Genomic DNA, 26,389 nt, shown 5'->3' with positions numbered 1-26,389 from the left:
GCTATGGGGCAGGGTGGTGGTTTCTGAAAGGGCAGGCGCGATGACAGTGGAACATATCAGCCAGAGTGAAAATGGCGCGCGGATCGCCATTCTGACGGTCTCTGACCGTGCGGCGCGCGGCGAATATGCCGATCTGGGCGGCCCCGCCGCCGAGGATTGGGTGCGCCGCGTCATCACCTCGCCGGTCACGGTCATGCGCCAGATTGTCCCCGATGGGCGCGAGGGCGTGGCAGATGCCATGCGCGCCCTGGCCGATGACGGGGCCGATCTGGTCTTGGTCACAGGTGGCACAGGCCCCGCCCCGCGCGACCGCACGCCCGAAGCGCTGGCCGATATCATCGATTTCGATCTGCCCGGTTTCGGCGAGGAAATGCGCCGCGCCTCTCTCGCTGAAGTGCCAACTGCGATCCTGTCGCGCCAAAGTGCCGGTGTGCGGGGCCAAACCCTGTTTATCACATTGCCCGGCAAGCCCGCTGCGATTGCGACATGTCTGCAGGCGGTGTTTGCGGCTGTGCCCTATTGTCTGGACCTGATTGGCGCGGCGCGGATCGATACCGACCCCGCGCGCTGCGCGGCGTTCCGGCCCAAAGCTGGCTAATCTTCGCCATATGCCGCAAGGTGCCCGATAAGCGCTTGCAGCGCTGGACGCTTTGATGCCGCGCGGGGTATGCCCGACAAGCCCTCATCGAATAGCTTGTGTCAGGTGGAACACTAGCGGCGCGGCACTTCCAGCCCGCTTGGTACGGTATTCGGCACACCCAAGCGCCCTGCCAATGCCTGTGGGTCGGACAGGGTTTGCAGAAACGCCACCAGATCGGCGATATCGGTGTCACTTAGTGTAATGGGCGGGGTGCGGGCGGCAGCAGCAATCGCGGCGCGCTCGGCAGGGTCGTCCATGATCAGCCAATCCTGCACATCCAGCGCAGGCAGAATGACTTGTGAGCGGTCATAGCGGGCAAGGGCCGCGACAGGGTCGGCATGGTCGCGGATGAAACCTGCCAGCGTCGCATGCGATCCGGCATGGCCATAGGGGCTGGTATGGGCGATATTGCGCAGGGATGGGGTGCGAAAGGCGAAAGCATCCTCGGCCCGCCCTGTGACGCGCATGCGGCCTGTGTCGCGCTTGTGCGATTCAAACCGCGCGGCCTTGCCCGGCCCCAGTTGCGGCACCCCGCGCGCATGAAAGCCGTGATCGGTCTGGAACGGGCCGGAATGGCAGCTGGCGCAAGTGGCGCGGCCATAAAACAGCCCCAAGCCCCGCTGCGCTTCATCTGGCAAACTGCCCGCGCCGCGCAAATATGCATCAAACGCGCTGGTGTCCGAGCGGAACTCGACCGCGACAAAGGCGGCGATGGCATTCGAGATATGTGGAAAGGTGATCTGGGCAGGCGTGGCAATATCGTCATGCAGGGCCACAAACCGGCTGGCATAATCAGGAATGGCGCGGATGCGCGCGGCGATCAGATCCCAAGCGCCGCCCGTGCCTGTCAGTCGCCCCTGCCGCACGGCCTGCGCGATCTCATTCTCGCTGTAATGGCCCGCCATCTCATCGGGGGAGAGGACGGGAAACATGTTTTGCGCCGACAGGAGCGAGGCGAAGCCTGTGACCATATCCTCTTCCAGAGGGGTGCGCAGGCCAGAGGGGCGGCTTGCGTCCACCTCGATCCGGCCATCATGGAACATGCGGGTGAACTCTGCCGCGCCAAGGTTCCACAATGCGGGCGAATTGCGCGGCATGCGCTGTTCTGGCGGGGTGTCGGGGTTTGCGATGCGCGCAGGGCCAAGGCCGCTGGCTTTGGCCCCAAGCCCCAAAGACAACCCGTCCGATGTGCCAAATTCCGGATGGTGGCAGGTTGCACAGGCCACATCGCGGTTGCCCGACAGGATCGGGTCATAGAACAGATGCCAGCCCAGTTGCACCAGATCGGGCGCGTGCTGGGCATAGAGCGCGTCTTGCACGGGGTCTGGCAGGGCAGGGTTTGCATAAAGGGGGGCTGCGGCCAGCGCAGTGCAAAAGCCTATCCCGAATGCCGCATGCTGAAACATGGTCCCCCCGCCAATGGTGCATGCGGCCAAGAGTGCCGCCCAATCGCGCGCAGCACAAGGCCCCATTCCTGCCCGCGCAAGGGGGGATCAGGGGGCGCTGCCCCCTCTTGGCCTGCGGCCAATTCACCCCCGGAGTATTTGGCGCAAGAAAATGGGGGGAGGGTTGCGGCGGGATCAGGCGCTGATGGCGCGTTCGATCCAGTAGCGCGCATCGGGCATGGCCTGTTCGACTTGGGGCAGGTCGTTGACACAAAGAAATTTCGCGTCAGGCAGGACCGAGCGGCGCAGATAGGCCTGAACCGCCTCGATGGGCAGGTCGATGACAGCACCGCTGCGCAGATGCAGATAGTCGCGTGTCGCAGGGGTGATGTGATTGCCGTTGCGGATGCAGATGTGATTGTGCAGCGCCATCGGCTGGAATTGTGACAGGTCGCGGAAGGGGTGGGCGAGATTGGCGGTGAACGCGCCCTCGAACTGGTCGAACAGCTGCGCCATGATGGTGCGGTTCATCGGGTGGACGACATGGGCGCTGGTCCAGAGGCGGACAGGCGCAAAGCCCGCAAGGCGCGCGGCATTGATCTGGGTGAAATGGTTGAACAGGGCGGGGTCGCGCATTTTGGCGCGGTCCCCATCGAGGGCGCTGTAATCTGCCCATTTGCCGCGCAGGACCGGCACTGCGCCGTGAAACACATCTTCCGCGCCAAGCGGGGCGGTCAGGAACACATCGTCGTTGAAGTAAAGAAACCTCTCGGCCAGACCGGGAATGCGCCACAGCATGGTTTCGATGGACAGCGAATTGAAGGTGGGCAGATATTGGGTGAAGCCGCTGAATATCTGCCTGTGGTCGATGATGCTGATACGCTGGGCCAATGCTGCGGGAATTGCGGACAGGTCTGGTGTCTGGTTATCGGTGACGATCCAGACATGGCGCAGCCAGTGTGCGTGATTGGCCAGAGAATGCAGGCAGTAGCGCAATTCGTCACTGCTGCCCCAGCGATGCGGATTGACCCCGTTGGGATGCAGCGCCTGCACAGCCTTGCCCTGTGCCTGCATGCGTTTGGCCACATGCGCGGGATCGGCCCCGTCCACCCATGTGATGACGGCATCAATGGGGCTGTCTTCGGGCATTGGGCAGGTCAAGCTGAGGTCCAATCTTGAGATGCGCTGGCGGGTGCCGCGCGTGGCAGTGTCTGCGCGTAAGCGGCGGCTATACGAAACGCAACCGGTTTCGGCAGCCAGTCATGGCATAGGCCTTGCGCGCTGGCGCGCAAGATTCGCCCAAAGCCACGCGCCCTATGCTGCAATGCAGCATAAATTTTGGGCGCAGGGCCAGAGTTTAGCTGAATTTATGGGCATTTTTCCGAATGATCCGCTTCTTGATGCGCGTGGTTGCGTCGGAAATTGCGCCGCCGCTGGCAAGTGTCAATAACTGCCCTGCGATTAAATCGTCGAATGCATGTCCGACAGCCCTATCCTGGCAGATGAACACTGCCGGACATGCGCAACATATGACTGCTGCTCTGGAGGAGATGGGGAGTGCGATTTCGCTTTCAAGTCAATTTTCCAGATGCGCGCAGTCCCTTCACAGGAGCATGCATTCCATGATCAAGAAAACCCTGCTGACCACTGCTGCCACCACGGCCCTGCTTGCCGCGCCCGCCTATGCAAATTGCCCGATTCAGGTTGGCGTCTTGCATTCGCTGTCAGGCAGTATGGCGATTTCCGAAACCACATTGCGCGATGTCATGCTGATGCTGGTTGACCAGCAAAACGCCAAGGGCGGCGTGCTGGGCTGCCAGCTGGAAGCCGTGGTCGTTGACCCTGCCTCGGACTGGCCGCTATTTGCCGAACTGACCCGCCAGTTGCTGACCGTGAATGAGGTTGATGTCATTTTCGGCGCTTGGACATCGGTCAGCCGCAAGGCGCTGTTGCCCGTGCTGGAAGAGTTGAATGGCCTGTTCTTCTACCCTGTCCAGTATGAAGGGCAGGAAAGCTCGCGCAATGTGTTCTACACGGGTGCGGCACCAAACCAGCAAGCCATTCCGGCAGTGGATTACTTCCTCGAAGAGCTTGGCGTTGAGTCCTTCGCGCTGCTGGGCACCGACTATGTCTATCCGCGCACGACGAATGCCATTCTTGAATCCTATCTGCTGTCCAAGGGGATTGCGGCGGAAGATATCTTTGTCAACTACACCCCCTTCGGCCATGCGGACTGGTCCACGATCGTGGGCGATGTGATCGGCCTTGGGGCAGGTGGCAAGCAGGTTGGCGTGATTTCCACCATCAATGGTGACGCGAATATCGGCTTTTACACCGAATTGGCGGCGCAGGGTGTAAGCGCGGATGACATTCCGGTTGTGGCCTTCTCGGTGGGGGAAGAGGAACTCTCGGGCCTCGATACCTCGCGCCTTGTCGGACATCTGGCGGCGTGGAACTACTTCATGTCTGCCGATACGCCTGCGAATGAAGAATTCATTGCCGCATGGCACGAGTTTATCGGCGATGAGAACCGCGTCACCAATGACCCGATGGAGGCGCATTATATCGGCTTCAACATGTGGGTGAATGCCGTGGAAGCGGCTGGCACCACGGATGTGGATGCCGTGCGCGAAGCCATGTGGGGGCAGGAATTCCCCAACCTGACGGGCGGCACAGCGGTGATGAACACCAACCACCACCTGTCGAAGCCTGTCTTGATTGGCGAGATCCGTGCGGATGGCCAGTTTGACATCATCAGCCAGACCGAAGAAGTGCCCGGCCTTGCTTGGTCGCCCTTCCTTGAAGACAGCGCAACGCTGGTCAGCGACTGGCAAGAGCTGGAATGCGGCATGTTCGACACGGCGACTGAAACCTGTGTTCAGCTGACCTCGAACTACTGATCCTGTTCAGGGGGTGCGGGGCTTTGTCCCCGCACCCCACCCCCCAAGACCCAAGCGAAAGATACCCCGCCCATGCTGCGCCTGCTGCCTTGCATTGCGTTTATGATCGCGCTGATCCTTGTTGCGCCGCTGCGCGCCTCTGCGCAGTCCGACACCCCGCTTCAGGATGTGTTGCAAACGGTTCAGCCGCTTGTGGCCAGCCCGTCACGCGGGACAGTGCCTGAAATGCTGGCAGCCCTGATTACGGCAGATGCCCCCGGAACAGTGGCGTTTTTGCGCGCATGGTCTGACCGCGAAGTGTATGAGCGCCCCGAAGATGGCTTTTTCTTTTTCGCGCGCGAGGGGGCCGACCGGAACCTTGTGCTGATCGACATTGACAGCGGCGCAGAGGCAGGCACGGCCAGTTCGCGCGATGTGAACCAGATCCGCCCCAATGCGGGTGTGCGGCGCGAAGTGAATGCAGCTCTTGTGCAGTTTGAACTGCTTAACCCCAACCCCGCGCGCCGTCTGGCCGCACTGGACAGTATCGCGCGCAGCCCTGATGCCGAGCAGATCGAGGCATTGGAGATTGCGCTGGAGGCAGAGGAAGACAGCGCCATTGCCGTGCGGATGCAGCGCTTGCTGGACCTGCTGAATGCGCGTTTTGCCACAGACACCGCCACCCGCGTCGATGCCATAGACGGTTTGCGCGGCGATATCAGCACCGAAGCGCGGCGCGCGCTGAACCAGATTTTGCAAACCCAATCAGGCTTTGGCGAGGCGGTGCCAGAGGGCACGAATGTCGCCCGTCTGCGCGTGCCGGGCGATGATATGCCCCTGATCGCCGCCTATGCCGTGCTGTCGGATGCTGGGCTGGCCCCGGCGCGTCCGGGCCGAAATGCCATCCGCGATGTGTTGCGCGCCAATGTGGTGGATGGCACGGTCGGCGGCATACCTGTCCACCAACTGGACAATGACGAGGCGCGCCGCGCGGCCTATCTGGCGCTGGAACAGGCAGGCACTGTGGCCCCGCTGGTGACAACGGCCGATATGGAAGCGGCTGTCGCGCAATATGTGTTTTATGACGCTTATCTGGAGGCTGACCCTGCGGTGACGCAGGCCGCGCGCGACGCGCTGGACAGCACGCGCACGCGCATTTCAATCTGGCAATTTGTGGGCATTTCGATTGATGCGCTGTCGCTGGCCTCGATCTTCTTTCTGGCCGCGATTGGTCTGGCGATCACTTTCGGGGTGATGCGGGTGATCAACATGGCGCATGGCGAGTTCATCATGATGGGCGCTTATACCGGCTATGTGGTGCAGACGGTGATCCCTGATTACACTGTCTCGCTGGTGGTTGCCCTGCCGCTGGCCTTTCTGGTTACCTTTGCCGCAGGCGTGCTCATGGAGCGGCTGGTGATCCGGCACCTCTATACCCGCCCGCTGGAAACGCTGCTGGCGACCTTTGGTATCTCTATCGCGCTGCAACAGCTGGCCAAGAATATCTTTGGCACCCAAGCCCGCCCGCTGACCGCGCCGGATTGGCTGGCAGGGGCGATACAGGTCAATGATCTGGTGTCGGTTGCGTCGATCCGCGTTGCGATCTTTGCCATGGCCATCGGGTTCCTTCTGCTGCTGCTCTATATCCTGAACCGCACGCGGCTGGGGCTGGAAGTGCGCGCGGTCACCCAGAACCCCGGCATGGCGGCCAGCATGGGCATCAACCCAGACCGGATCAATATGCTGACCTTCGGGTTGGGGTCTGGCATTGCGGGCGTTGCAGGCGTGTCCATCGGGCTGGTGGCGCAGGTCACATCCGAGATGGGCGCGAATTATATCGTGCAAAGTTTCATGACAGTGGTGGTGGGCGGTGTCGGGTCTGTCTTCGGCACGCTGGCAGGCGCCACGCTGATCGGCTTTTTGCAAAAGGGGATCGAGTGGTTCAACCCCGCCAATACGCTGGCCGCCCAGACCTATATGGTTTTGTTCATCATCCTGTTCATTCAGTTCCGGCCCAAGGGTATTGTTGCCCTGAAGGGCCGCGCCGCCGGAGATTGAGTCCATGTCGATAGAGATTTCCCGCGTCACCACGGCCCCTGCACCGCGCGGCAGCTTTCTGCGCGCAAACCCGTCTGTGCTGTGGTTCATGGGGCTGTTGGGGCTGTTCACCCTTGGTGTCACCATTCTGTCCGAAGGGTTCGGGATCGGGGCCATCTCGACCAATCTGGTCAAGATCCTTGGCATGACGCTGTGCCTGTGCCTGATCGCCATCGCCATGGATGTGGTCTGGGGCTATTGCGGCATTCTTAGCCTTGGGCATTTCGCATTTTTCGGGCTGGGGGGCTATGCGATTGGCATGTGGCTGATGTATGCGCGCACCGAAATCGTGATCCGCGATTCACTGGGGCGCGGGACCATTCCGCCGACCGAGTTGGAGGTCGCAGAGGGGGTGGCGGCGCAGATTTTCGGGGTGGTGGGCAGTTCCGAATTGCCCCTGATCTGGAGCTTTGCAGGCTCGCTGCCATTTCAATTGGCAATGGTGGTGCTGGTGCCGGGGCTTTTGGCGCTGGTCTTTGGCTGGCTGGCATTCCGCAGCCGCGTCACCGGCGTTTACCTGTCGATCCTGACACAGGCCATGACGCTGGCGCTGGCGCTGTATCTGTTCCAGAACGACACGGGCCTGCGCGGCAATAACGGGCTGTCGGGGCTGCAAAACATTCCCGGCTATCAGCATGTGCCCCAATCGGTGATCTCGATGTGGTTTTTCTGGGCATCCGCCGTTGCGCTGGGCGCGGGCTATCTGCTGTTTGCATGGGTTGTGTCGGGCAAATTCGGCAGTGTGATCCGCGCCATCCGCGACAATGAAGCCCGCGTGCGCTTTCTTGGCTACAATGTCGAAGGCTATAAGCTCTTTGTCTTCACCATCACCGCTGTCATATCGGGCATCGCAGGCGCGCTGTATTACCCGCAAGCGGGCATCATTAACCCTGCCGAAATCGCGCCCATCGCCAGTATTTACCTTGCGGTCTGGGTGGCGATCGGGGGCAGGGGGCGCTTGTATGGCGCGGTGATCGGTGCTGCCTCTGTCTCGCTTCTGTCCAGCTGGCTGACAGGGGGGGGCGCGCCGAATATCGATCTGGGCCTGTTCCGCATTGTCTGGACCGATTGGTGGCTGGTCTTTCTGGGCCTTGGCTTTGTCGCGGTCACCTTGTTCTTTCCCAAGGGTATGGGCGGTCTGTTCGACTATCTGGTCAGGAAAAAGCCATGAGCACGCTTCTCGAAGTCTCTGGCGTGTCGGTCACATTCGACGGGTTTCGCGCCATCAACAACCTGTCAATCGCAATCGGAGAGCCTGAATTGCGCGCGGTGATCGGCCCCAATGGCGCGGGCAAAACCACCTTTATGGATATTGTCACCGGCAAGACCCGCCCCGATACTGGCAAAGTCCTGTGGGGCGAACGCTCGATCGATCTGCTGAAACTCTCGGAAAGCCAGATTGCGAAAGCGGGGGTTGGCCGCAAGTTCCAGAAACCGACTGTGTTTGAAGATCAATCCGTGCATGATAATCTGGCCATGGCGCTGAAGAACAAGCGCGGGCCGTTTTCTGTGCTGATCTGGAAAGCCGCCGAGAGTGACCGCGCAAGGATTGTGGAGCTGGCCGAAGAGATTGGCCTGTCCGACCGGCTGGCCCACCGCGCGGGCGATCTGAGCCATGGGCAAAAGCAATGGCTGGAAATCGGCATGTTGCTGGCGCAAGACCCGCGCCTTTTGTTGGTCGATGAACCCGCCGCTGGCATGACCCCGGCCGAGCGCGAACACACGACCGACCTATTGAAACGCGCCGCCAAAACCCGCGCAGTGGTGGTGATTGAACATGACATGGAATTCATCCGCAGGCTGGAGTGCCGCGTCACTGTGCTGCATGAAGGCGCGGTTCTGGCCGAAGGGTCACTGGACCATGTTACGAAAAACCAGCAGGTGATTGATGTGTATCTGGGGCGCTGAAGCAAAGCCAGCGCAGTCCCGGCCTTGCGCCGGGACCTCTGGGTTTGGTGGCCACAAGGGGGCGGGATGCTGAAAGTTGACAATCTGACCCTGCATTACGGGGCATCGCAAATCCTGTGGGGCGTCTCGCTTCAGGCGCGCGTGGGGGCCGTCACAGCTGTGATGGGCACCAATGGCGTGGGCAAAACAAGCCTGCTGCGCGCGATTGCGGGGCGGCACCCTTATTCTGGCGGAACGCTGACGCTGGAGGGGAAGGTCTTGCACCACCCCAGTGCCGCCCAAGCAGCGCAGGCCGGAATCGCCTATGTGCCGCAAGGGCGCGAGATATTTCCGCTTCTGACAGTGACCGAGAATCTGCAAACCGGCTTTGCCTGCCTGCCCCGCTCTGAACACCGGATACCAGAGCGGATTTACGATCTGTTTCCGGTGCTGGAGCAAATGAAAGACCGGCGCGGGGGGGATTTGTCGGGCGGGCAGCAACAACAGCTTGCCATCGCCCGCGCCCTGATCGCGCGCCCCAAAGTGCTGCTGCTGGATGAACCGACCGAGGGCATCCAGCCCAATATCATCAAGCAGATCGGCAAGGTGATCGAGCTTTTGCGCAGTGAAGGCGAAATCGCCATCGTGCTGGTCGAGCAGTATTTCGATTTCGCCTATGGGCTGGCCGATGAATTCTGCGTGCTGAACCGGGGCGAGGTGGTTCTGGCCAAACCCGCGAATGCTGTCACCAAGCAGGAAATTCTGGAACGGGTGTCGATCTGAGGGCTTGGGGGCATACCTTGCGCGGAACAAAGGCGCGAAGCGCCGCCGCGCATCGCCGGGTCGCACCCACGGCACGGCGATTTGGCTTGGCTACGCGCAAAGCCTTGTTCTTGCGCGGATTTGGCCAGCATAAAGCGCTGTAGCAGAGGGCGAGCATCGCCGCACCGCGGCCCGACGCTACGCGGCTTTTCCCCCAGAAAGCCAGCGTCCGCGAAGCCCGGCAAAGCAGCCCCAAAATTCCCACACCGCCTTGGCGCTGGTGGCAGTGCGCTTCAGGGGGCTGTCCTATCCCCTTGGGTCAGCGATCACGTCCTGTCGCTGCTGGCCCAGCCCGTCAATGCCCAACTCCACCACATCGCCGGACGAGAGGTAGCGTGGCGGCGTCATTCCCAGCCCCACACCGGGGGGCGTTCCGGTCATGATAATGTCACCGGGGTGCAGGGTGAAAAACTGGCTGAGATAGCTGACCAGAAACCCCACACCATAGACCATTGTGGCCGTGGTCCCATCCTGCATTCTCTCGCCGTTCACACTTAGCCACAGACGCAGGTTTTGCGGGTCCGGCACCTCGTCGCGGGTGACCAGCCACGGCCCCACCGGCCCGAAATTGTCCGAGCTTTTGCCCTTCGTCCATTGCCCCGAGCGATGCGCCTGCCAGTCGCGTTCGCTGACATCATTGCCGATGGTATAGCCCGCGATATGGCCAAAGGCATCGGCCTGTTGGACATAGCGCGCGGTTGTGCCAATGATGATCGCCAGTTCCACTTCCCAATCGGTCTTTGTGGACCCTGCGGGAATGATGATCGGATCATTCGGCCCGCATAGCGCCGAGGTGGCCTTCATGAAGGTGATCGGCTCTGGCGGCACTTTGGCGCCTGTTTCGGCGGCGTGGTCGGAATAGTTCAGCCCGATGCAGATCACCTTGCCCGTGCCGCCCACGCAGACGCCAAGGCGGGCATCCTTGGGCACTTCTGGCAGGGTGTCCGGGTCCAGCGCGCGCAGCATTGCAAGCCCTGTATCAGACAGCACCGGCCCTGCAATATCCGGCACCAGCCCTGACAGGTCGCGGGCTATGCCTTGCGCATCCAGCATGGCGGGTTTTTCCTGCCCGATCTGGCCCCAACGCAGCAATTTCATGGCTCTCCCCCCTATGGTTCGCAGTCGCGCTTCGCAGGTCATAACGGCCCTGTGCCGGTGCCGCAACGCCCCTGCCGCGCAGCGGATCAGCCGTTTTGCGGATAGGCGATAATCGACAGATAGCGCGCAGGCAGTTTTTCCAGCCCTTCGGGGCCATGCGGGGCGTCTGCGTCAAAGAATAACGTGTCACCGGGGCGCAAATGGTACAGCTGGTCGCTGTGGCGATACAGCAATTCCCCTTCCAGCATGTAAATCGTCTCGATTCCGGCATGTTGGAAGGTTGGGAAAATATCGGCGCGGGTGTTCAGGGTAATCAGATAGGGTTCCACCATTACCCCGCTGGCATTCGCCCCGATATGACCCAGCAGATTGTATTGGTGCCCCGCCCGCGTGCCCGCGCGCTCTATCTCGACCCCTTCACCGGCTTTGGTATGCACCGCCTCGCGGTGTTCTTCAAAGCCCCGAAAGAAAGATGTCAGCGGCACACTCAGGGCATGGGCCAGTGTTTGCAGCGTGGTCAGAGAGGGCGATGTGTTGCCATTCTCGATCTTGGAAAGCATCCCGATAGACAGCCCTGTAATTGCCGCAAGTTCGGCCACTGTCATGCTTTTTTGCCGCCGGAATGCGCGCAATTCGCGGCCGATCGCCACCTCCAGCACTTTTTCGCGCTCCTCGCGCAGGCGGTGGGGGTCTTGCATCAGCGTGGCTTTGCTGCTGGTCTGCTTTGCGGTCTGGGGCATGCTGACTCCGAAAGAATTCTGCGCCTGTCGCCAGTTTTGGCGTCTGTGCGGGGCGCGTGTTTCACCAGAGTATAAACCGAAGCAACCCAAATAACACGTTGATCTTGGGGTTCTGCTGGACGGGCCAAAGCGCAAGCGCGTCACGCCAGCGGTTGATCTGTGGTCTGGGGTTGCGTGCTCTCGATTGCGTACAACAAGGCCGCCAGCCCTTGTTCCAGCGCGGCGCGGTCGGGCGGGGGCATGGCGCGCAGAATATCGCTGGCCTGTGTTTCAACCTGTGGCAGGATTTCGGCAAACAGCGCTTTGCCGGTAGAAGTGCAGGCATATAGCCGCAAACGCCGGTCGCTTTGCGCAATCGCGCGCGAAATCAGGCCCTTTTCTTCCAGCCTCTGTGCCGCGCGGCTGACCTGCACCTTGTCCAGCGTGGTGCGCTGGCCCAATTCAAGCGAGGTCATCTCCTTGACCCCTGCAAGCAGGAACAACAGCCGCCATTCCTCGCGGCTTAGCCCGTAGCGGCGCCCATAGACATTCATCAGGCAGCGCGAGAAGGCTTCGGCGGCGATGGCCAGTTTATAGGGGAAAAACCCGTCAAGCTGGACATTGTCTTTCATGGCGGATGCCCTTTGTTGCTGCATGTGAAAGGCGCGGCGTGCCTGCCTTGGTGCCGTGTCACCATAGCCAGAATCATTGCATTTGCAACCAATCTGGCCATCTGGCGCGACAGGACCAGCTGGCCGGTCGTGCCCGGCCGCCGATATGCTGTGGCGGGCCAAAAACTGTGGTGTTGCGTCGCGCGGCAATGTCGTACAAGCTGCGCTGCGATAAGTTGCCAAGACAGGACTGCCAATGCAATTGTACGAGTATCTTGCCCTGCCCGCACCGCTTCGCGGTCAGAAAATCAAGGGGTTGAAAACCCCGGCCGAGCGGTATGCCCATGAAATAACAACCCTTTTAAATGAATTGTCGTCTGAGGGGTGGGAATATTGCCGCAGCGAATGTCTGCCCAGCGAAGAACGCAAGGGCCTGACAGGCAAGACTGTGGTGCAAAACCATCTGCTGATCTTTCGCAGGCAAAAGGCAGAACAACTGGCCGAACATGTTGTCGGCACAGACACCGTGCGCCCCAGTTTTGAACCCCGCCCGGACTATGTGGAGCCCCCCGCCATAGACAGCCCCAGCGCTGACAGGCCCATATATGACAACCGCAGGGAGCCTATGTTCGCACCGCGCAAGGACGAGTGACGCCGCAGCGGCGGGGCAGGGTCAGGCGTCGATATCCAGCGCAAGCGCATGGATTCGGCCCACAAGATCGGCCCCCAGGGCGGCATGTACCGCGCGGTGGCGTTGCAGGCGCGACATGGTGGCAAAACCGGGGGCGCGAATCTTCACATTGAAATGTGTCTCGCCCCCCTCGCGCCAGCCGCCATGGCCGCGATGGCTTTCGCTGTCATCCTCGACATGCAGCTCTTGCGGGGTGAATGCATCATTTAGTCGCGCCTCGATTTCTTCACAAAGTCGCATCATGGCTGTCTTCCCTCTTCAATCATTTGCCAAACATATCTAGACTGCTGCCTCCGGATCGGAAAGGGGACTTCCCCGCGCTTTCGATCCCAGCACAAGATTACAGGCCGCACAGGATACCGCATGGACCGCAAACCCCTTTTCGATTTCGACATCCGCGCCTCGACGGATAAGAAAAAACGCACGCGTGGCCGCCGTGGCATGTCTGGCGCGTGGGAAACATCCGTGCGCCAGTGCGAACATCCGGGCTGCGACGAGGATGGCAAGTATCGCTGCCCGAAATCACCCGATATGCTGACCGAATACATCTGGTTCTGCAAAGATCACGCCCGCGAATACAACCTGAAATGGAACTATTTCGAAGGCCAGACCGAAGCCGAGATGATGGACGAGATGGAGCGGGACAGGGTTTGGGGCCGGTCCACCAAGCCGCTGGGCAATAATGACGAACGGCTGGCATGGCAGCGCTTGGGCATTGAAGACCCGCATCAGGTATTGGGCGACAAGGCCACGCAAAACCCGGGCCGTGAATCGCGCATGGGCGGCACACGCAAATTGCCTGCAACAGAACGCAAGGCGCTGGAAATACTGGATGCGCGCGACAGCTGGTCGCGGACAGATATCCGCAAGCAATATAAAAGTCTGGTGAAAGACCTGCACCCCGACAGGAACGCAGGCGCGCGCACCGATGAAGACAGGCTACAAGAAGTTGTCTGGGCGTGGGACCAGATCAAGGATAGCCGAAACTTCCGCGATTGAGCAGCAGCCTGACAATGGCTTGCGCCGCGCGCTGCATCATATTTGGTGTGCGGCGCGGGGCAGGGGGGCTGTCGATCCGGGCAAGACTGCCTTCAAGCGCGCGCAAGCGGCGCAAATCCTCCAGTCGCAGCATATCGGCGGTTTCGTGGCGCGCGCCTTTGGCGGTGATCGTCGACTCTTGCATGGTAGCCTCGCTATCTTTGACACATGGCCCTTTGATACCGCGAAAAGGTAAATGGGCTGTGACATGGGCGCTCTTATGGGGTGCGATGAAAAAATCTGTGATTGTGTGGTTTTCCCTCTTGCGGCGCAGGGGGATAGTTTGTAGATCGCACTCACCCAAAGGACGCGGGCGTAGCTCAGGGGTAGAGCATAACCTTGCCAAGGTTAGGGTCGTGAGTTCGAATCTCATCGCCCGCTCCAATCAAAAAGACCGTTGCTGCGAAGCAACGGTCTTTTTGCTTTTCACCCTCTCGACAGCGCAGCCAAACATTAACTTTTGAGTCTTTGTCGGCACTTACGGGGTGCTGCTGAACGTCAAGTTAATTTTCATAGCTTTCGTGCAAAAATAGTCGTTGACGACTCTACTTTGAAAACGACTGATTGTGCTCAGTCAGTGAGTTAACCACCAAATATAGAAGGTTAGTCTTAGGGGTGGTGTGCAAAGCGACTACTGGTGGGAGCCGGTCAACATGCTCTGATTAAACGGAGTGACATGGATTGAACGGTCGGGCGTGCGCATTACGCAGACGCGCTCAACACAAGCTCGGGGGAGAAGGAATTTAACTTTCAAGCGGCTCGTTGCCGCTTGGACCGCTGTATTAGAAAGGCAAGGTAAATGAGTCAGCCACCCAGTGCCCCCGTCTATCGGACCATTGTGTATCACAAATCGGTAAGTGATTTTGTCGATAAATATAATTGTTTGGATTTAGCTTTTGCTGAGCAATGGCGTGCAGTCGAAGACTATCTATGTAGATCGTCACATCTGGCAGAGACATGCAGCGTCGCTCAAGACGAAAGCCAGTCGCCAGCCCTCTTCGAGAGTGTCCATTGTTTGTCATTTGGACGAATCGTCCTGACCGGCTGTTTGTCGCAAGACGAGGTTGTTTTGCTCTGCGTTTCGACCGTGGGACAACACCCTGCAGCCGCAATGGACTTGCAGCCAGAGGTATAACGGTTTTGATCAAGCTCTCAGATAAACATGGTGTCATAAATTTCTTCGGTGCGGCGCGTGTGCAACACCAGAAATGCGATGCGGCCTGTTTTCACAAGCTGTTTTGTCCTCCCTTTGAACCTGCCACGCGAGAGCTGTGAGTGGGTACAAAATTTGAAGGAAAAAGTGTTGACGGTTGTGCTCAATTACGTCACCTTGTGCCTATGACGACGCAGAGCACAACATGTAGTCAAGCGTGAAAGTGCCTAGACGAAAACATAACAGCGAAGAGTAGTTTCGGCCAATAACCGAACAATGAAAGCCGCGCAGCAGCGCGCACTTTCTGCTGTGTGTCCTGTGTTGTGACAGGCCAGGGTTAACTGGCGCAGCGAATAGAGATGAAAAGGATAGGCAGATGATCATCGAGCGGCATTTCACCACAAGCAACAAAGACGCTTATGCGGCACTGGACTTCACCACCACGGTTTCGGAAATCCGCAACCCTGATGGCACAGTGGTGTTCCGCAATGACGCGGTTGAGGTGCCATCGGGCTGGTCGCAAGTGGCCTCTGACGTCATTGCCCAAAAATATTTCCGCAAGGCCGGTGTGCCCGCGCGGCTGAAGCGCGTGGCAGAAGAGGGTGTGCCAGAATTCCTGTGGCGCTCGGTCGCGGATGAGGCCGCGCTGAAAGACCTGCCGGAAGATGCGCGCTACATAGGCGAATCGTCGGCCAAGCAGGTGTTTGACCGTCTGGCAGGCGCCTGGTGCTATTGGGGCTGGAAGGGCGGCTATTTCGCCACCGAATCCGATGCGCAAACCTATTTTGATGAAATGCGCTTCATGCTGGCCGCACAAATGGCCGCGCCCAACAGCCCGCAATGGTTCAACACTGGTCTGCATTGGGCGTATGGCATTGATGGGCCGTCACAGGGCCATTTCTATGTGGACCCCTTTACCCACAAGCTGGTGAAGTCGAAATCCAGCTATGAACACCCCCAGCCGCATGCCTGTTTCATCCAGAGTGTCAGCGATGATCTGGTGAATGACGGCGGCATCATGGATCTTTGGGTGCGCGAAGCGCGCCTGTTCAAATATGGTTCCGGCACAGGAACCAACTTCAGCTCGCTGCGTGGGCAAGGCGAGAAACTGTCGGGCGGCGGTAAATCCTCTGGGTTGATGGGTTTCCTGAAAATCGGTGATCGCGCGGCTGGCGCGATCAAGTCGGGCGGGACCACGCGCCGCGCGGCGAAGATGGTTATCTGTGATATGGACCATCCCGATATCGAGGAATTCATCAACTGGAAGGTGATCGAAGAACAAAAAGTCGCCTCTCTTGTTGCCGGTTCCAAATTGCACGAAGCGCGCCTGAACGAGATTTTTGGCGCAATCCGGGCATGGGATGGCAGCACAGAGGATGCCGTCGATCCGACAAAGAACCCTGCGCTGAAAGCGGCGATAAAATCGGCCAAAAAGTCGATGATCCCCGAAACCTATATCGGGCGCGTGCTGCAATATGCCCGCCAGGGCTATGACAGCATCGAATTCCCCACCTATGACACGGATTGGGATTCGGAAGCCTATGTCAGCGTCTCGGGCCAGAACTCGAACAACTCGGTGCGCGTGACCGATGCCTTCCTGAAGGCTGTCAAGGATGATGCCGATTGGGAATTGCTACGCCGCACCGATGGCAAGGTTGCCAAAACCATCAAGGCGCGCGAGTTGTGGGACCAGGTGGGCCATGCCGCATGGGCCTGTGCCGATCCGGGCATCCAGTTTCATGACACAGTGAACGCATGGCACACCTGCCCTGCGGACGGGGCCATTCGCGGCTCGAACCCGTGTTCTGAATACATGTTCCTTGATGATACGGCCTGCAATCTGGCCTCGATGAACCTGCTGAAATTCTATGATGGCAAGGTGTTCAACGCCGAAGGCTATATGCACGCGACCCGTCTGTGGACGATCACGCTGGAAATCAGCGTGATGATGGCGCAGTTCCCGTCGAAAGAAATCGCGCAGCGGTCTTACGAATTCCGCACGCTGGGTCTGGGCTATGCCAATATCGGCGGGTTGCTGATGAATATGGGCTTTGGCTATGATTCGGATGAAGGCCGCGCCCTGTGCGGCGCGCTGACCGCGCTGATGACAGGCGTTGCTTACGCCACTTCGGCAGAGATGGCCGCAGAGCTGGGCGCGTTCCCCGGCTATAAGAAAAACGCCGATCATATGCTGCGGGTCATCCGCAACCACCGCCGCGCGGCCTATGCCGATGCCAGCTATGAGGGGGTGAATATCGCGCCCCTGGCACTGGATGCCGCCAACTGCCCCGAGGCGCGCTTGGTCGAACTGGCCCGCGCGGCATGGGATGAGGCCCTCAGCCTTGGCGAGGCGCACGGCTACCGCAACGCACAATCGACCGTGATCGCGCCTACCGGCACAATCGGTCTGGTGATGGATTGCGACACAACAGGGATCGAGCCTGACTTCGCACTGGTGAAGTTCAAGAAACTGGCTGGTGGCGGCTATTTCAAGATCATCAACCAGTCGGTTCCCGCAGCCCTGCGCAAGCTGGGCTACCGCGAATCGGACGTGGGCGAGATTATCGCCTATGCTGTGGGCCATGGCTCTCTTGGTCAGGCACCCGGCATCAACCACACCAGCCTTCTGGGCCACGGCTTTGGTGCGGCAGAGATCCAGAAAATCGAAGCCGCCCTGCCATCTGCTTTCGACATCCGTTTCGTGTTCAACCAATGGACATTGGGCGAGGCATTCTGCCGCGAAACATTGGGCATTCCGGTGTCCGAATTGAACAACCCCGGCTTTGACCTGCTGCGCCACCTTGGCTTTACGAAAGCCCAGATCGATGCAGCGAATGACCATGTCTGTGGCACCATGACACTGGAAGGTGCGCCACATCTGAAGGCTGAGCATTACAGCGTCTTCGATTGCGCCAACCCCTGCGGCAAGAAGGGCACGCGCTATCTGTCGGTCAACAGCCACATCTACATGATGGCGGCGGCGCAAAGCTTTATCTCGGGGGCGATTTCCAAGACGATCAACATGCCCAATTCGGCAACGATCGAGGAAACGCTGGCCGCCTATGAATTGTCATGGTCGCTGGGGATCAAGGCCAATGCGCTGTATCGTGACGGGTCCAAACTGTCACAGCCCCTTGCCGCAGCCCTGATTGAAGATGACGCAGAGGCCGAAGAAATCCTCGAATCCGGCAGCCAGCAAGAAAAGGCGCAGGTTCTGGCCGAGAAGATTGTTGAAAAGATCATCGTCAAGGAAGTGATCCGCCGCCACCGCGAAAAACTGCCAGAGCGGCGCAAGGGTTACACCCAGAAAGCCATCGTCGGCGGGCACAAGGTTTACTTGCGCACGGGCGAATACAGCAGCGGCAAGCTGGGCGAGATTTTCATCGACATGCACAAGGAAGGTGCAGGCTTTCGTGCGATGATGAACAATTTTGCCATCGCTGTGTCGGTGGGCCTGCAATACGGTGTGCCGCTGGAAGAATTTGTCGATGCTTTCACCTTCACCCGCTTTGAACCGGCAGGCATGGTGCAGGGCAATGACAGCATCAAGAACGCAACTTCGATTCTTGATTATATCTTCCGCGAACTGGCTGTCAGCTATCTGGACCGCACTGATCTGGCGCATGTGAAACCTTCCGGCACTGCATTCGATGATCTGGGCGCCGGCGAGAATGAGGGGCAGGCGAATATCTCTGAACTCTCTGATGGTGCCGCGTCCCGCTCGCTTGAGGTGCTGCGCCAGATCAGCTCGACCGGCTATCTGCGCAAGCGCCTGCCGCAAGAATTGCATGTGCTGCAAGGGGGGCAGGCTGCAACAGGGTATTCAACCGATGGCAACACCGCCGTGGCTTTCGAGACGCGCGAAGTCGAAACCGTCAGCATCGCCCCGCTGGATGCCCGTGCCAAAGCCCGGATGCAGGGCTATGAGGGCGACCCTTGCGGCGAATGCGGCAACTATACGCTGGTGCGCAACGGCACCTGCATGAAGTGCAACACATGCGGCGGCACGAGCGGGTGTAGTTGAGGGAGGTCAGCTGGTGATTGTCCCCGGGGGGATAGTTCCTCCCGAATGGGGGGATAAATCCTCCCCTTCGGGCCAAAATTTCTCCGGGGCATAAATCAGAAAAGGATCAGATGAACGCTCTTGGCTTCGCCCCCTCGCTCATAAGCAACAGCGCTGAGGCGTCCGAGAAGATCAGTCCGCGAAGCCAAATTCAAGATCGGTGCAGAATCGGGACGTCGACTACGGAACGATAACGGTGGCTTATGAAGGCAGACTAGAATACGCAATCATGCGGTGCTCAATCCTTTCGATACTGTTCTCCGGCAGCACTCAGCGCAGCGCGCTCGAACGCTTCCACGTCTTCAATTCTGTAGATCACACGACCGCCGATTTTCAGGAACCGAGGCCCGTCCCCGATCCAGCGCCACCGTTCCAGCGTCCTCGGGCTGATTTCCCAGCGTGCTGCCAGCTCTGTCTGATTCAAACAAGTTTCACGCATTTTCGACTCCTTTCGCGCGCGCCCACATGGGCGCAGGGGAACGAAGGCGTCAGCGAAAATTATATGCAAATCAGATAGTTACAATTCATCTTGTAGCTTCGGCCTGTTTGGTCGGGCTCTGAGAAGGTTCGACCCTAGGCCCATCCCCTCCACCAGTCTACCTAAGCGTATGCTAAAATTGAAAATTCAATTATAATGCATCTTTATGACAAGGTGCCGCGCCCGCTTGCTTGCGCTGGCCCCGTGTTATGCAGGGCGCTGTGTCGAGTTCGTGCGGTTGTCTGCGTGGTGTTCAAAGCAGCGCTTCACAGCCAGTCTTCTGGCTGGATGCGAAGTTTCTTGATCCTTGAATACAAGGTTGTTGGCTGCACCATCAGCATATCGGCCGCGCCCTGTGAACCGGCGACTTTTCCCTTGGCCTTGCGCAAGGCATTGACAATATTGGCCCGCATGACCGAGGTCATCTCGGCATCTGTCATAACGCTGGTGGGGTCATGAGTGTCCTGCAACGGGGGGGGGGCCAGGTCCACTTGCAGCTTGCCGCCGGTTGAAATGATGCTGCTGCGGTCAATCACATTTTGCAATTCGCGCACATTTCCGGGCCAGTGATACGAGATCAGCTTTTCCATCGCGTGGCGCGAGATGGTGGGCATTTTTGTGTTCAAACGCTTGCAGGCCAAAGTCAGAAAATGTGCGGCCAGCGGCGGGATATCTTCGCGGCGTTCGCGCAGGGCCTGACAGGTGATCGGGAAGACGTTGAGAAACATGAACAGCTCTTCGCGGAACTGGCCCCTGCGCACCAATGTTTCCAGCGGCTTGCGACTGGCGGCAATGACGCGAATGCTTATCTCGCGCGCGCGGGTATCGCCCAGCCGCGTGACGCTTCCTTCCTGAAGCGCATGCAACAGGCGGCCTTGCAGGCTTAGCGGCAATTCATCGACATCATCCAGAAACAATGTGCCATTATGCGCAAGCTCCAACATGCCCGGTCTGTCACGCAGCGCACCGGGAAAGGCCCCGCGAATATGGCCGAACAGTTCTGCTTCGATTGCATCAGACGTGACCGCGCTGCATTTGAAATGAATAAGCGACCGGCGCCGCCGCGCGCTGTCTTTGTGGATGGCAGAGGCGACCAGCGCTTTGCCGGTTCCCGCCTCGCCTGAAATCAGGACCGTTGCCTCTGTGCCCGCGACACGTTCGATCCTGCTTAAAACATCCTGAATCGCGGGCGAGCTGCCGATAATCTCATGATGTGCGCGCTCTGACGCGATGGCTTCTTGCAGATAGGCATTTTCCTGCTCGACCTGTTCGCGCAGGGCCTGCACCTCGGTCATGGCATCGCGCAGTTTGCGCTCATTCTCTTTGCGTTCGGTGATGTCGCGGAAAATGACCACGGCCCCTGCCAGAACATTCTGGTCATAAATCGGGGTCGAGACATATTCGACGCGGATGGGTTTGCCATCCTTGCGCCAGAACACCTCATCCTCGATGCGGTTCACCTGTTCATAGCGGAAGGACTGGTAGATCGGGCAGTCATGCGCGGGGTATGCCTCGCCGCTCAGGTGGTGGTGGTGGATCATTGAATGAATGTCGCGGCCCAGCAGGTCTTCGGCACTCCAGCCCAGCATTTCGCGGGCGGCGCGGTTGACGAAAGTGGTTTTGCCATCGGCATTCACCCCGTAAATGCCTTCGCCTGCCGCGTTCAGGATCAACTGGTTCTGGCGTTCCAATTCGCTGAAAAAGGCTTGCGCGCGCTGCCATTCCAGCAGGCCAAGGCGCTGTACCTCTCCGGCCTCGGCGATCTGGTCGTGGCGCAACATCTCGTTCAGGTCGATCAATGTCAGCATGACCAAATGCGGAGACTGGCCGATCTGTGTGCCGCGCAATTCGCAATGCAGCGGGTGGCGGTTCTGGTCTTGCAAGGGAATATCGCGCCGCCACACGCGGCCCCGATGCGCCAGTTCATCCAGACACACCAGAAAGCCCGCGAAATTATCGGCAATATGGGGGGCAAAGGCAAATCCGCTGGCCGAGTCTTGCGCCAAAAGCTGCATGGCCAGCCGGTTTGCAGCGATGACCTGATCTTGCGCTGTGTCCAATACCAAGGCGGCATGCGGCACGGCTTCAAGCAGGGATTCGGGCATGGGGATGTCTGTTTTCATACCCCTGACAGTGCCTGCAATTGCCCCAAACTGGCAATACGATATTTCGTAAATTACGATTTATCGTAATTATATTTGCGCAGAAATTGGCATAAGTACTTGTATTAATTTAATAAAATTTAAAGATAAAATCTCGGGAAACAGGATTATTCTGCACCGCAGTATTGGTATTCTGTCCCCAGATCATCGCAAATTGCACATGAGGGATACCATGTCGAACAAGAGCCTTGGAAACCCGTTTTCCCATAAGACAGATTTGCGCCATGGCGCAGGGTGCGGCTGCGAAACCTGCACCACCGATGCGCGCGCCAAAATTTCCGCCCCCATGACATCGGAGGCGATGTTGGAGCGTGCGGTTGAAAGCGCGGTTGTGCGCTCGGTCTTTGGCCATAACGATATCAGCCGCCGGTCGATGATGGGCATGCTGGGCGGGGGCGCATTCGCGGCGGCGCTGGCTTCGGTCTTTCCATTGGATCAGGCCAAGGCGCTGATCATGGATGAGCTGGGCGCACCAGAGAAGCCCGATTTGAAAGTGGGCTTTGTCGCCATCACCTGCGCGACGCCTATCATCATGGCCGAACCGATGGGGTTTTATAACCGCTATGGCCTGAATGTCGAAGTTGTCAAAACCGCAGGCTGGGCCGTGGCGCGCGACATGTCGCTGTCTGGCCAGTATGATGCAAGCCATATGCTGACCCCCATGCCGCTTGCCATGACGCTGGGCGCGGGGTCGTCTGCTGTGCCCTATATCATGCCCGCGGTCGAGAATATCAACGGGCAGGCCATCGTGCTGTCGAACGAGCATCTGGACAAGCGCGATCCGCAGCAATGGAAGGGCATGACCTTTGGTGTGCCGTTCGAATATTCGATGCACAATTTCCTGCTGCGCTATTATGTGGCCGAACACGGGCTGGACCCTGACCGCGATATTCAAATCCGCGTTGTGCCGCCGCCTGAAATGGTCGCCAACCTGCGTGCGGGCAATCTGGACGGCTACCTGTCGCCCGATCCGTTCAACCAGCGTGCCGTGTGGGAGGGGATCGGCTTTATCCACATGCTGACCAAAGATATCTGGGAGGGGCACCCCTGCTGCGCCTTTGCCGCGCCCCGCCGCTTTGCAGTGGAAATGCCCAACACCTATGGCGCGCTGCTGAAATCCATCATTGATGCGACGCAATACGCCTCGAACCCTGACAACCGCAAAGAAATCTCGGAAGCGATCGCGCCTGCCAACTACCTTAACCAGCCCGTGCCGGTGATCGAGCAGGTTCTGACTGGCACCTATGCCGATGGTCTGGGCAATGTGCAGCGCGTTCCAGACCGGATCGATTTCGACCCGTTCCCGTGGCAATCCATGGGGGTGTGGATTCTGACGCAGATGAAGCGCTGGGGCTATATTGATGGCGATATTGACTACAAGGCGATTGCCGAACAGGTCTATCTGGCTTCTGACGCGCGCAAGGTGATGACAGATCTGGGCTATGACGCGCCAGAGGTAAATTACAAGTCACATACCATCATGGGCAAGACATTCGACCCCGACCAGCCCGAAGCCTATGTCGACAGCTTCGCAATTAAACGGGGGTAAGCCATGCAAAGCCTATCCATAAACAAGCGCGCTGCCATTCTGTCTTTTGTGCTGCTGATCGTCTTTCTGGGCGCGTGGGAAATCTCGATCACGCGTCAGGTACTGGGCGAAGCGCTGACCGAATATGAAATCCTGATGGGGTTGGGGCAGCAACGTTCTGCCATCCCGCCCCCCAGCGATGTGATGGTCAAAGCGTGGGAACAGTTGAGCAACCCGTTCTACGATGCCGGCCCCAATGACAAAGGGATCGGCATTCAGCTGGCCTATTCGATTTCGCGTGTGCTCTCGGGCTTTGGGCTGGCCGTTCTTGTGGCCATCCCGCTGGGTTTTCTGATCGGCATGTCGCCCGTTGCCTACAAGGCGCTGAACCCGTTTATTCAGGTTTTGCGCCCCATCTCGCCGCTGGCATGGATGCCGCTTGCGCTGTTCATCATCCAAGACGCCAATTCCAGCGCGATTTTCGTGATTTTCATCTGCTCGGTCTGGCCGATGCTGCTGAATACGGCTTTCGGGGTGGCAGGCGTCCGGGCTGACTGGGTCAATGTCGCCCGCACGCATGAGTTGGGCAGCCTGCGCACGGCGTTTACAGTTATTCTGCCTGCTGCAGCCCCGACCATTCTGACAGGCATGCGCATTTCCATCGGGATTGCGTGGCTGGTGATTGTCGCGGCGGAAATGCTCGTCGGTGGCACGGGCATTGGCTATTATGTCTGGAACGAGTGGAACAACCTCGACCTGACATCTGTCATCTTCTCAATCCTCATGATCGGCGTGGTGGGCATGTTGCTGGATGCGGTCTTCGCAACCCTGCAACGCGCGGTCACCTATGCTGAATGAAAGGAGTGCACATATGCACAAACATTTCCTGAGTATCGAGCGGCTGACCCAGACCTTCCCCGATGGGGCAGGCGGCACGCTGACTGTGTTCGAGAATGCCAGCTTCGGCATTGAAAAGGGCGAATTTGTCTGCATTCTGGGCCATTCGGGCTGCGGCAAATCCACCATCATGAATGTGCTGGCGGGCCTGTCCGATCCCACTTCTGGCGTGGTCAAGATGGATGGTGTGGCCGTATCCGGCCCGTCACTGGACCGCGGCGTGGTGTTTCAGAACTACTCACTCCTGCCATGGCTGTCGGCGCTGAAGAATGTGACCTTCGGCGTCAAGGCCCGCTACCGCGACTGGTCACGCGAGCAGGTCTTGGAACATGCCACCAAATATCTGGCAATGGTGGGGCTGGAAGGCGATGTGATCCACCGCAAGCCCAGCCAGTTATCGGGCGGTATGCGCCAGCGTGTGTCGATTGCACGCGCCTTTGCCAACCAGCCGAAGCTGCTGCTGCTGGATGAACCTTTTGGTGCGCTGGACGCGCTGACACGCGGCACCATTCAGGAAGAACTGCTGAAAGTCTGGAGCAAGACCGAACAGACCGTGTTCATGATCACCCATGACATTGACGAAGCCATCCTTCTGGCTGACCGCATCTTGCTGATGACAAATGGCCCCTTTGCGCGCGTCGCGGAATCGGTTGAAATTACCATTCCACGGCCCCGCATCCGCACCGAGATTGTCAATCACCCCAACTATTACGCCATCCGCAACCATCTGGTGCAGTTTCTTGGCAAACGGTCCAAGGAACTGGCGGGCCAGCGGTCAGAGGGGGAAAGCCAAAGCCCCGAGACTGTGCGCATCGACCTGACCGAAAACGCACCCGACCCAGAGCCGAAACCAAGACCAACCCATCTGCAAGCCGTCAACGGCTGAGCCAACACACCACCCCCTTGAGAGGAGAAACCCCATGAAAGACCTGATAAGCGCCGCAGAGATGTTGACGAAAGAAGATGTCACCGTCCTTATTCTGTCGGCCAAAAAGCGCAAGCGCATGAAATGGGAAGAGATTGCCGCAGGCATCGGCCTGTCGCCTGTCTTCACCCATTCCGCCTGCATGGGCATGAACGCCATGCCCGCAGACAAGGCCGCCGCCCTTGTCAGCTTGCTTGACCTGCCCTCAGAGGCGCAAGAGGTGCTGGAAGAATACCCCACCAAAATCTGGGAACAGGCCGTTCCCACCGACCCGTGCATTTATCGCCTGTACGAGATTGTGGGCGTCTATGGCCCGACCATAAAAGACCTTATTCAGGAAGAATTCGGCAATGGCATCATGTCGGCCATCGACTTTGACATGGTTATCTCGCGCGTTCCGCACCCGAAAGGTGATCGCGTGAAGGTTGAGATGTCGGGGAAATATCTTGCTTATGCGACTTGGTAAATAACTGCCTGAAAACCTGCCTTCATCGTGTCAGATCTGGCGGTGAAGGCACAATCTACGGGGCCGCAGTGTTGCGGCCCCATTGCTGATTCCCAGTTCGTAGATATCTGGTAAGCCACCCGGCTGTTTCATGTTGTCTTTAATTTTGGTCTGACCGGCTCAGAGACACCCATATTGCCCCACAAAAAAGCCCTAAATTCCGGCTATGTTGCCCGTCCTTGCCTGCGACACCACGGCAAATCTTGTGAATCATAGGATTCCCGAGTAGCGAGTAGGTTAAAAGGCAGCGTTATGAAGATTGAATTTTTCGACATCCCTGATCTTGTGGCGATCACCCCGCGGCGCTTTGGCGATGCGCGTGGCTGGTTCATGGAGACGTGGAACAAGACCGCGCTGGCAGAGGCCGGGCTGGACTGGCCGGAATTTGTGCAGGACAATCACAGCTATTCCGCCCCGCGCCACACATTGCGCGGGCTGCATTACCAACGCCCGCTGCGCGCGCAGGACAAGCTGGTGCGCTGCTCGAAAGGGGCGATACTGGATGTGGCGGTGGATGTGCGCCAAGGCTCTGCCAGCTATGGCCAGCATGTGGCGGTTGAACTCTCGGCCGAGAATGGCGCGCAGTTATTTGTGCCCAAAGGTTTTTTGCACGGATTCCTGACCCTGACCGAGGAATGCGAGGTGCAGTATAAATGCACCGACACCTATGCGCCGGATTGTGATGGTGCCGTGGCATGGGATAGCGTGGGCATTGACTGGGGCACCGATGCGCCCATCCTGTCCGACAAGGATGCGCGCGCCACCCCGTTTGCAGATTTCACCAGCCCGTTTCAATTTGAAGGTTAAGCGC

At 58.9% G+C, this 26,389-nt stretch carries 24 protein-coding genes and 1 tRNA gene; 15 read left to right on the top strand and 10 right to left on the bottom strand.

Annotated features, from left to right (window positions below; all coding sequences use genetic code 11):
- The first annotated feature begins 40 nt into the window (after positions 1-40).
- A complete protein-coding gene (mog, locus tag BG455_RS16295) occupies positions 41-598 on the top strand; it encodes a molybdopterin adenylyltransferase (protein ID WP_071471064.1) in 558 nt (185 codons plus the stop codon).
- Positions 599-711: 113 nt separating this feature from the next.
- Here the strand turns inward: mog and BG455_RS16290 are convergent, their stop codons facing one another.
- Both BG455_RS16290 and BG455_RS16285 read right to left on the bottom strand, forming a co-directional pair.
- Positions 712-2,046: a cytochrome-c peroxidase gene (locus tag BG455_RS16290; protein ID WP_071471113.1), complete on the bottom strand. Its 1,335-nt coding sequence runs from the start codon at positions 2,044-2,046 to the stop codon at positions 712-714.
- A 174-nt stretch (positions 2,047-2,220) separates the two neighbouring features.
- Positions 2,221-3,174 (bottom strand): Stealth CR1 domain-containing protein, encoded by a 954-nt coding sequence (locus BG455_RS16285; RefSeq protein WP_071471063.1) that lies wholly within the window; start codon positions 3,172-3,174, stop codon positions 2,221-2,223.
- Between the two features lie 473 nt (positions 3,175-3,647).
- On the opposite strand from BG455_RS16285, the gene urtA reads away from it, so the two are divergent.
- From urtA to urtE, 5 genes are all read left to right on the top strand, one after another.
- Positions 3,648-4,925 (top strand): urea ABC transporter substrate-binding protein, encoded by a 1,278-nt coding sequence (gene urtA / locus BG455_RS16275; protein ID WP_071471061.1) that lies wholly within the window; start codon positions 3,648-3,650, stop codon positions 4,923-4,925.
- A 72-nt stretch (positions 4,926-4,997) separates the two neighbouring features.
- Positions 4,998-6,962, top strand: coding sequence for an urea ABC transporter permease subunit UrtB (urtB, locus tag BG455_RS16270; RefSeq protein ID WP_071471060.1), 1,965 nt, complete (start codon positions 4,998-5,000; stop codon positions 6,960-6,962).
- A gap of 4 nt (positions 6,963-6,966) precedes the next feature.
- The gene (gene urtC, locus BG455_RS16265) at positions 6,967-8,172 is read left to right on the top strand and encodes an urea ABC transporter permease subunit UrtC (RefSeq protein WP_071471059.1); all 1,206 of its coding nucleotides are present in this window, start codon (positions 6,967-6,969) and stop codon (positions 8,170-8,172) included.
- On the top strand, positions 8,169-8,909 hold the full coding sequence (urtD, locus tag BG455_RS16260; RefSeq protein ID WP_071471058.1) for an urea ABC transporter ATP-binding protein UrtD: 741 nt from the start codon (positions 8,169-8,171) through the stop codon (positions 8,907-8,909). The genes urtC and urtD overlap by 4 nt, the downstream gene beginning before the upstream one ends.
- Before the next feature lie 66 nt (positions 8,910-8,975).
- Entirely contained in the window at positions 8,976-9,671 is a 696-nt protein-coding gene (urtE, locus tag BG455_RS16255) for an urea ABC transporter ATP-binding subunit UrtE (RefSeq protein ID WP_071471057.1), read from the top strand.
- A 285-nt stretch (positions 9,672-9,956) separates the two neighbouring features.
- Here the strand turns inward: urtE and BG455_RS16250 are convergent, their stop codons facing one another.
- From BG455_RS16250 to BG455_RS16240, 3 genes are all read right to left on the bottom strand, one after another.
- Positions 9,957-10,808 carry a fumarylacetoacetate hydrolase family protein gene (locus tag BG455_RS16250; protein ID WP_071471056.1) on the bottom strand — a complete coding sequence of 284 codons (852 nt, stop codon included), beginning with the start codon at positions 10,806-10,808 and terminating at the stop codon, positions 9,957-9,959.
- Positions 10,809-10,894: 86 nt separating this feature from the next.
- Positions 10,895-11,548 carry a helix-turn-helix domain-containing protein gene (locus tag BG455_RS16245; RefSeq protein WP_071471055.1) on the bottom strand — a complete coding sequence of 218 codons (654 nt, stop codon included), beginning with the start codon at positions 11,546-11,548 and terminating at the stop codon, positions 10,895-10,897.
- A 140-nt stretch (positions 11,549-11,688) separates the two neighbouring features.
- Positions 11,689-12,159, bottom strand: coding sequence for a MarR family winged helix-turn-helix transcriptional regulator (locus tag BG455_RS16240; RefSeq protein WP_071471054.1), 471 nt, complete (start codon positions 12,157-12,159; stop codon positions 11,689-11,691).
- A 235-nt stretch (positions 12,160-12,394) separates the two neighbouring features.
- Between BG455_RS16240 and BG455_RS16230 the strand changes: the two genes are divergently transcribed.
- Positions 12,395-12,790, top strand: coding sequence for a hypothetical protein (locus BG455_RS16230; RefSeq protein ID WP_071471052.1), 396 nt, complete (start codon positions 12,395-12,397; stop codon positions 12,788-12,790).
- A gap of 21 nt (positions 12,791-12,811) precedes the next feature.
- Here BG455_RS16230 and BG455_RS16225 read toward each other — a convergent pair whose 3' ends face one another.
- Positions 12,812-13,069: a BolA family protein gene (locus tag BG455_RS16225; RefSeq protein ID WP_071471112.1), complete on the bottom strand. Its 258-nt coding sequence runs from the start codon at positions 13,067-13,069 to the stop codon at positions 12,812-12,814.
- Positions 13,070-13,192: 123 nt separating this feature from the next.
- On the opposite strand from BG455_RS16225, the gene BG455_RS16220 reads away from it, so the two are divergent.
- A complete protein-coding gene (locus BG455_RS16220; RefSeq protein ID WP_071471051.1) occupies positions 13,193-13,828 on the top strand; it encodes a J domain-containing protein in 636 nt (211 codons plus the stop codon).
- Here BG455_RS16220 and BG455_RS16215 read toward each other — a convergent pair.
- Positions 13,800-14,012 carry a hypothetical protein gene (locus tag BG455_RS16215; RefSeq protein ID WP_071471050.1) on the bottom strand — a complete coding sequence of 71 codons (213 nt, stop codon included), beginning with the start codon at positions 14,010-14,012 and terminating at the stop codon, positions 13,800-13,802. The two genes, BG455_RS16220 and BG455_RS16215, sit on opposite strands and share 29 nt — an antisense overlap.
- A 164-nt stretch (positions 14,013-14,176) precedes the next feature.
- On the opposite strand from BG455_RS16215, the gene BG455_RS16210 reads away from it, so the two are divergent.
- Positions 14,177-14,251 (top strand) — tRNA-Gly (locus BG455_RS16210).
- Positions 14,252-15,019: 768 nt separating this feature from the next.
- Here BG455_RS16210 and BG455_RS17400 read toward each other — a convergent pair.
- Positions 15,020-15,187 (bottom strand): hypothetical protein, encoded by a 168-nt coding sequence (locus BG455_RS17400; protein WP_170124760.1) that lies wholly within the window; start codon positions 15,185-15,187, stop codon positions 15,020-15,022.
- A 209-nt stretch (positions 15,188-15,396) separates the two neighbouring features.
- On the opposite strand from BG455_RS17400, the gene BG455_RS16205 reads away from it, so the two are divergent.
- Positions 15,397-19,044: a vitamin B12-dependent ribonucleotide reductase gene (locus tag BG455_RS16205; RefSeq protein ID WP_071471049.1), complete on the top strand. Its 3,648-nt coding sequence runs from the start codon at positions 15,397-15,399 to the stop codon at positions 19,042-19,044.
- 277 nt (positions 19,045-19,321) lie between these two features.
- Here BG455_RS16205 and BG455_RS16200 read toward each other — a convergent pair whose 3' ends face one another.
- Positions 19,322-19,522 carry a helix-turn-helix transcriptional regulator gene (locus BG455_RS16200; RefSeq protein WP_071471111.1) on the bottom strand — a complete coding sequence of 67 codons (201 nt, stop codon included), beginning with the start codon at positions 19,520-19,522 and terminating at the stop codon, positions 19,322-19,324.
- A 305-nt stretch (positions 19,523-19,827) separates the two neighbouring features.
- A complete protein-coding gene (locus BG455_RS16195; protein WP_084386527.1) occupies positions 19,828-21,684 on the bottom strand; it encodes a sigma 54-interacting transcriptional regulator in 1,857 nt (618 codons plus the stop codon).
- A gap of 211 nt (positions 21,685-21,895) precedes the next feature.
- On the opposite strand from BG455_RS16195, the gene BG455_RS16190 reads away from it, so the two are divergent.
- The 5 genes from BG455_RS16190 (at position 21,896) to rfbC (ending at position 26,385) form a co-directional block, all read left to right on the top strand.
- A complete protein-coding gene (locus BG455_RS16190) occupies positions 21,896-23,272 on the top strand; it encodes a CmpA/NrtA family ABC transporter substrate-binding protein (RefSeq protein ID WP_071471048.1) in 1,377 nt (458 codons plus the stop codon).
- A 3-nt stretch (positions 23,273-23,275) separates the two neighbouring features.
- Positions 23,276-24,109, top strand: a complete 834-nt coding sequence (ntrB, locus tag BG455_RS16185; RefSeq protein ID WP_071471047.1) for a nitrate ABC transporter permease — start codon at positions 23,276-23,278, stop codon at positions 24,107-24,109.
- Between the two features lie 13 nt (positions 24,110-24,122).
- Positions 24,123-25,034: an ABC transporter ATP-binding protein gene (locus BG455_RS16180; protein WP_071471046.1), complete on the top strand. Its 912-nt coding sequence runs from the start codon at positions 24,123-24,125 to the stop codon at positions 25,032-25,034.
- 34 nt (positions 25,035-25,068) lie between these two features.
- Positions 25,069-25,539 carry a cyanase gene (gene cynS, locus BG455_RS16175; protein WP_071471045.1) on the top strand — a complete coding sequence of 157 codons (471 nt, stop codon included), beginning with the start codon at positions 25,069-25,071 and terminating at the stop codon, positions 25,537-25,539.
- Positions 25,540-25,830: 291 nt separating this feature from the next.
- Positions 25,831-26,385, top strand: a complete 555-nt coding sequence (rfbC, locus tag BG455_RS16170) for a dTDP-4-dehydrorhamnose 3,5-epimerase (RefSeq protein WP_071471044.1) — start codon at positions 25,831-25,833, stop codon at positions 26,383-26,385.
- Positions 26,386-26,389: the final 4 nt, after the last annotated feature.

Source organism: Roseinatronobacter thiooxidans (assembly GCF_001870675.1).
GTDB lineage: Bacteria > Pseudomonadota > Alphaproteobacteria > Rhodobacterales > Rhodobacteraceae > Roseinatronobacter > Roseinatronobacter thiooxidans.
This window is presented reverse-complemented; position numbering and strand designations above follow the sequence as displayed.

Bases quoted from the DNA above. Each gene is read 5' to 3' on its own strand.
- mog (WP_071471064.1), top strand. From the start codon at position 41: ATGACAGTGGAACATATCAGCCAGAGTGAAAATGGCGCGCGGATCGCC.
- BG455_RS16290 (WP_071471113.1), bottom strand. From the start codon at position 2,046: ATGTTTCAGCATGCGGCATTCGGGATAGGCTTTTGCACTGCGCTGGCC.
- BG455_RS16285 (WP_071471063.1), bottom strand. From the start codon at position 3,174: ATGCCCGAAGACAGCCCCATTGATGCCGTCATCACATGGGTGGACGGG.
- urtA (WP_071471061.1), top strand. From the start codon at position 3,648: ATGATCAAGAAAACCCTGCTGACCACTGCTGCCACCACGGCCCTGCTT.
- urtB (WP_071471060.1), top strand. From the start codon at position 4,998: ATGCTGCGCCTGCTGCCTTGCATTGCGTTTATGATCGCGCTGATCCTT.
- urtC (WP_071471059.1), top strand. From the start codon at position 6,967: ATGTCGATAGAGATTTCCCGCGTCACCACGGCCCCTGCACCGCGCGGC.
- urtD (WP_071471058.1), top strand. From the start codon at position 8,169: ATGAGCACGCTTCTCGAAGTCTCTGGCGTGTCGGTCACATTCGACGGG.
- urtE (WP_071471057.1), top strand. From the start codon at position 8,976: ATGCTGAAAGTTGACAATCTGACCCTGCATTACGGGGCATCGCAAATC.
- BG455_RS16250 (WP_071471056.1), bottom strand. From the start codon at position 10,808: ATGAAATTGCTGCGTTGGGGCCAGATCGGGCAGGAAAAACCCGCCATG.
- BG455_RS16245 (WP_071471055.1), bottom strand. From the start codon at position 11,548: ATGCCCCAGACCGCAAAGCAGACCAGCAGCAAAGCCACGCTGATGCAA.
- BG455_RS16240 (WP_071471054.1), bottom strand. From the start codon at position 12,159: ATGAAAGACAATGTCCAGCTTGACGGGTTTTTCCCCTATAAACTGGCC.
- BG455_RS16230 (WP_071471052.1), top strand. From the start codon at position 12,395: ATGCAATTGTACGAGTATCTTGCCCTGCCCGCACCGCTTCGCGGTCAG.
- BG455_RS16225 (WP_071471112.1), bottom strand. From the start codon at position 13,069: ATGCGACTTTGTGAAGAAATCGAGGCGCGACTAAATGATGCATTCACC.
- BG455_RS16220 (WP_071471051.1), top strand. From the start codon at position 13,193: ATGGACCGCAAACCCCTTTTCGATTTCGACATCCGCGCCTCGACGGAT.
- BG455_RS16215 (WP_071471050.1), bottom strand. From the start codon at position 14,012: ATGCAAGAGTCGACGATCACCGCCAAAGGCGCGCGCCACGAAACCGCC.
- BG455_RS16205 (WP_071471049.1), top strand. From the start codon at position 15,397: ATGATCATCGAGCGGCATTTCACCACAAGCAACAAAGACGCTTATGCG.
- BG455_RS16200 (WP_071471111.1), bottom strand. From the start codon at position 19,522: ATGCGTGAAACTTGTTTGAATCAGACAGAGCTGGCAGCACGCTGGGAA.
- BG455_RS16195 (WP_084386527.1), bottom strand. From the start codon at position 21,684: ATGAAAACAGACATCCCCATGCCCGAATCCCTGCTTGAAGCCGTGCCG.
- BG455_RS16190 (WP_071471048.1), top strand. From the start codon at position 21,896: ATGTCGAACAAGAGCCTTGGAAACCCGTTTTCCCATAAGACAGATTTG.
- ntrB (WP_071471047.1), top strand. From the start codon at position 23,276: ATGCAAAGCCTATCCATAAACAAGCGCGCTGCCATTCTGTCTTTTGTG.
- BG455_RS16180 (WP_071471046.1), top strand. From the start codon at position 24,123: ATGCACAAACATTTCCTGAGTATCGAGCGGCTGACCCAGACCTTCCCC.
- cynS (WP_071471045.1), top strand. From the start codon at position 25,069: ATGAAAGACCTGATAAGCGCCGCAGAGATGTTGACGAAAGAAGATGTC.
- rfbC (WP_071471044.1), top strand. From the start codon at position 25,831: ATGAAGATTGAATTTTTCGACATCCCTGATCTTGTGGCGATCACCCCG.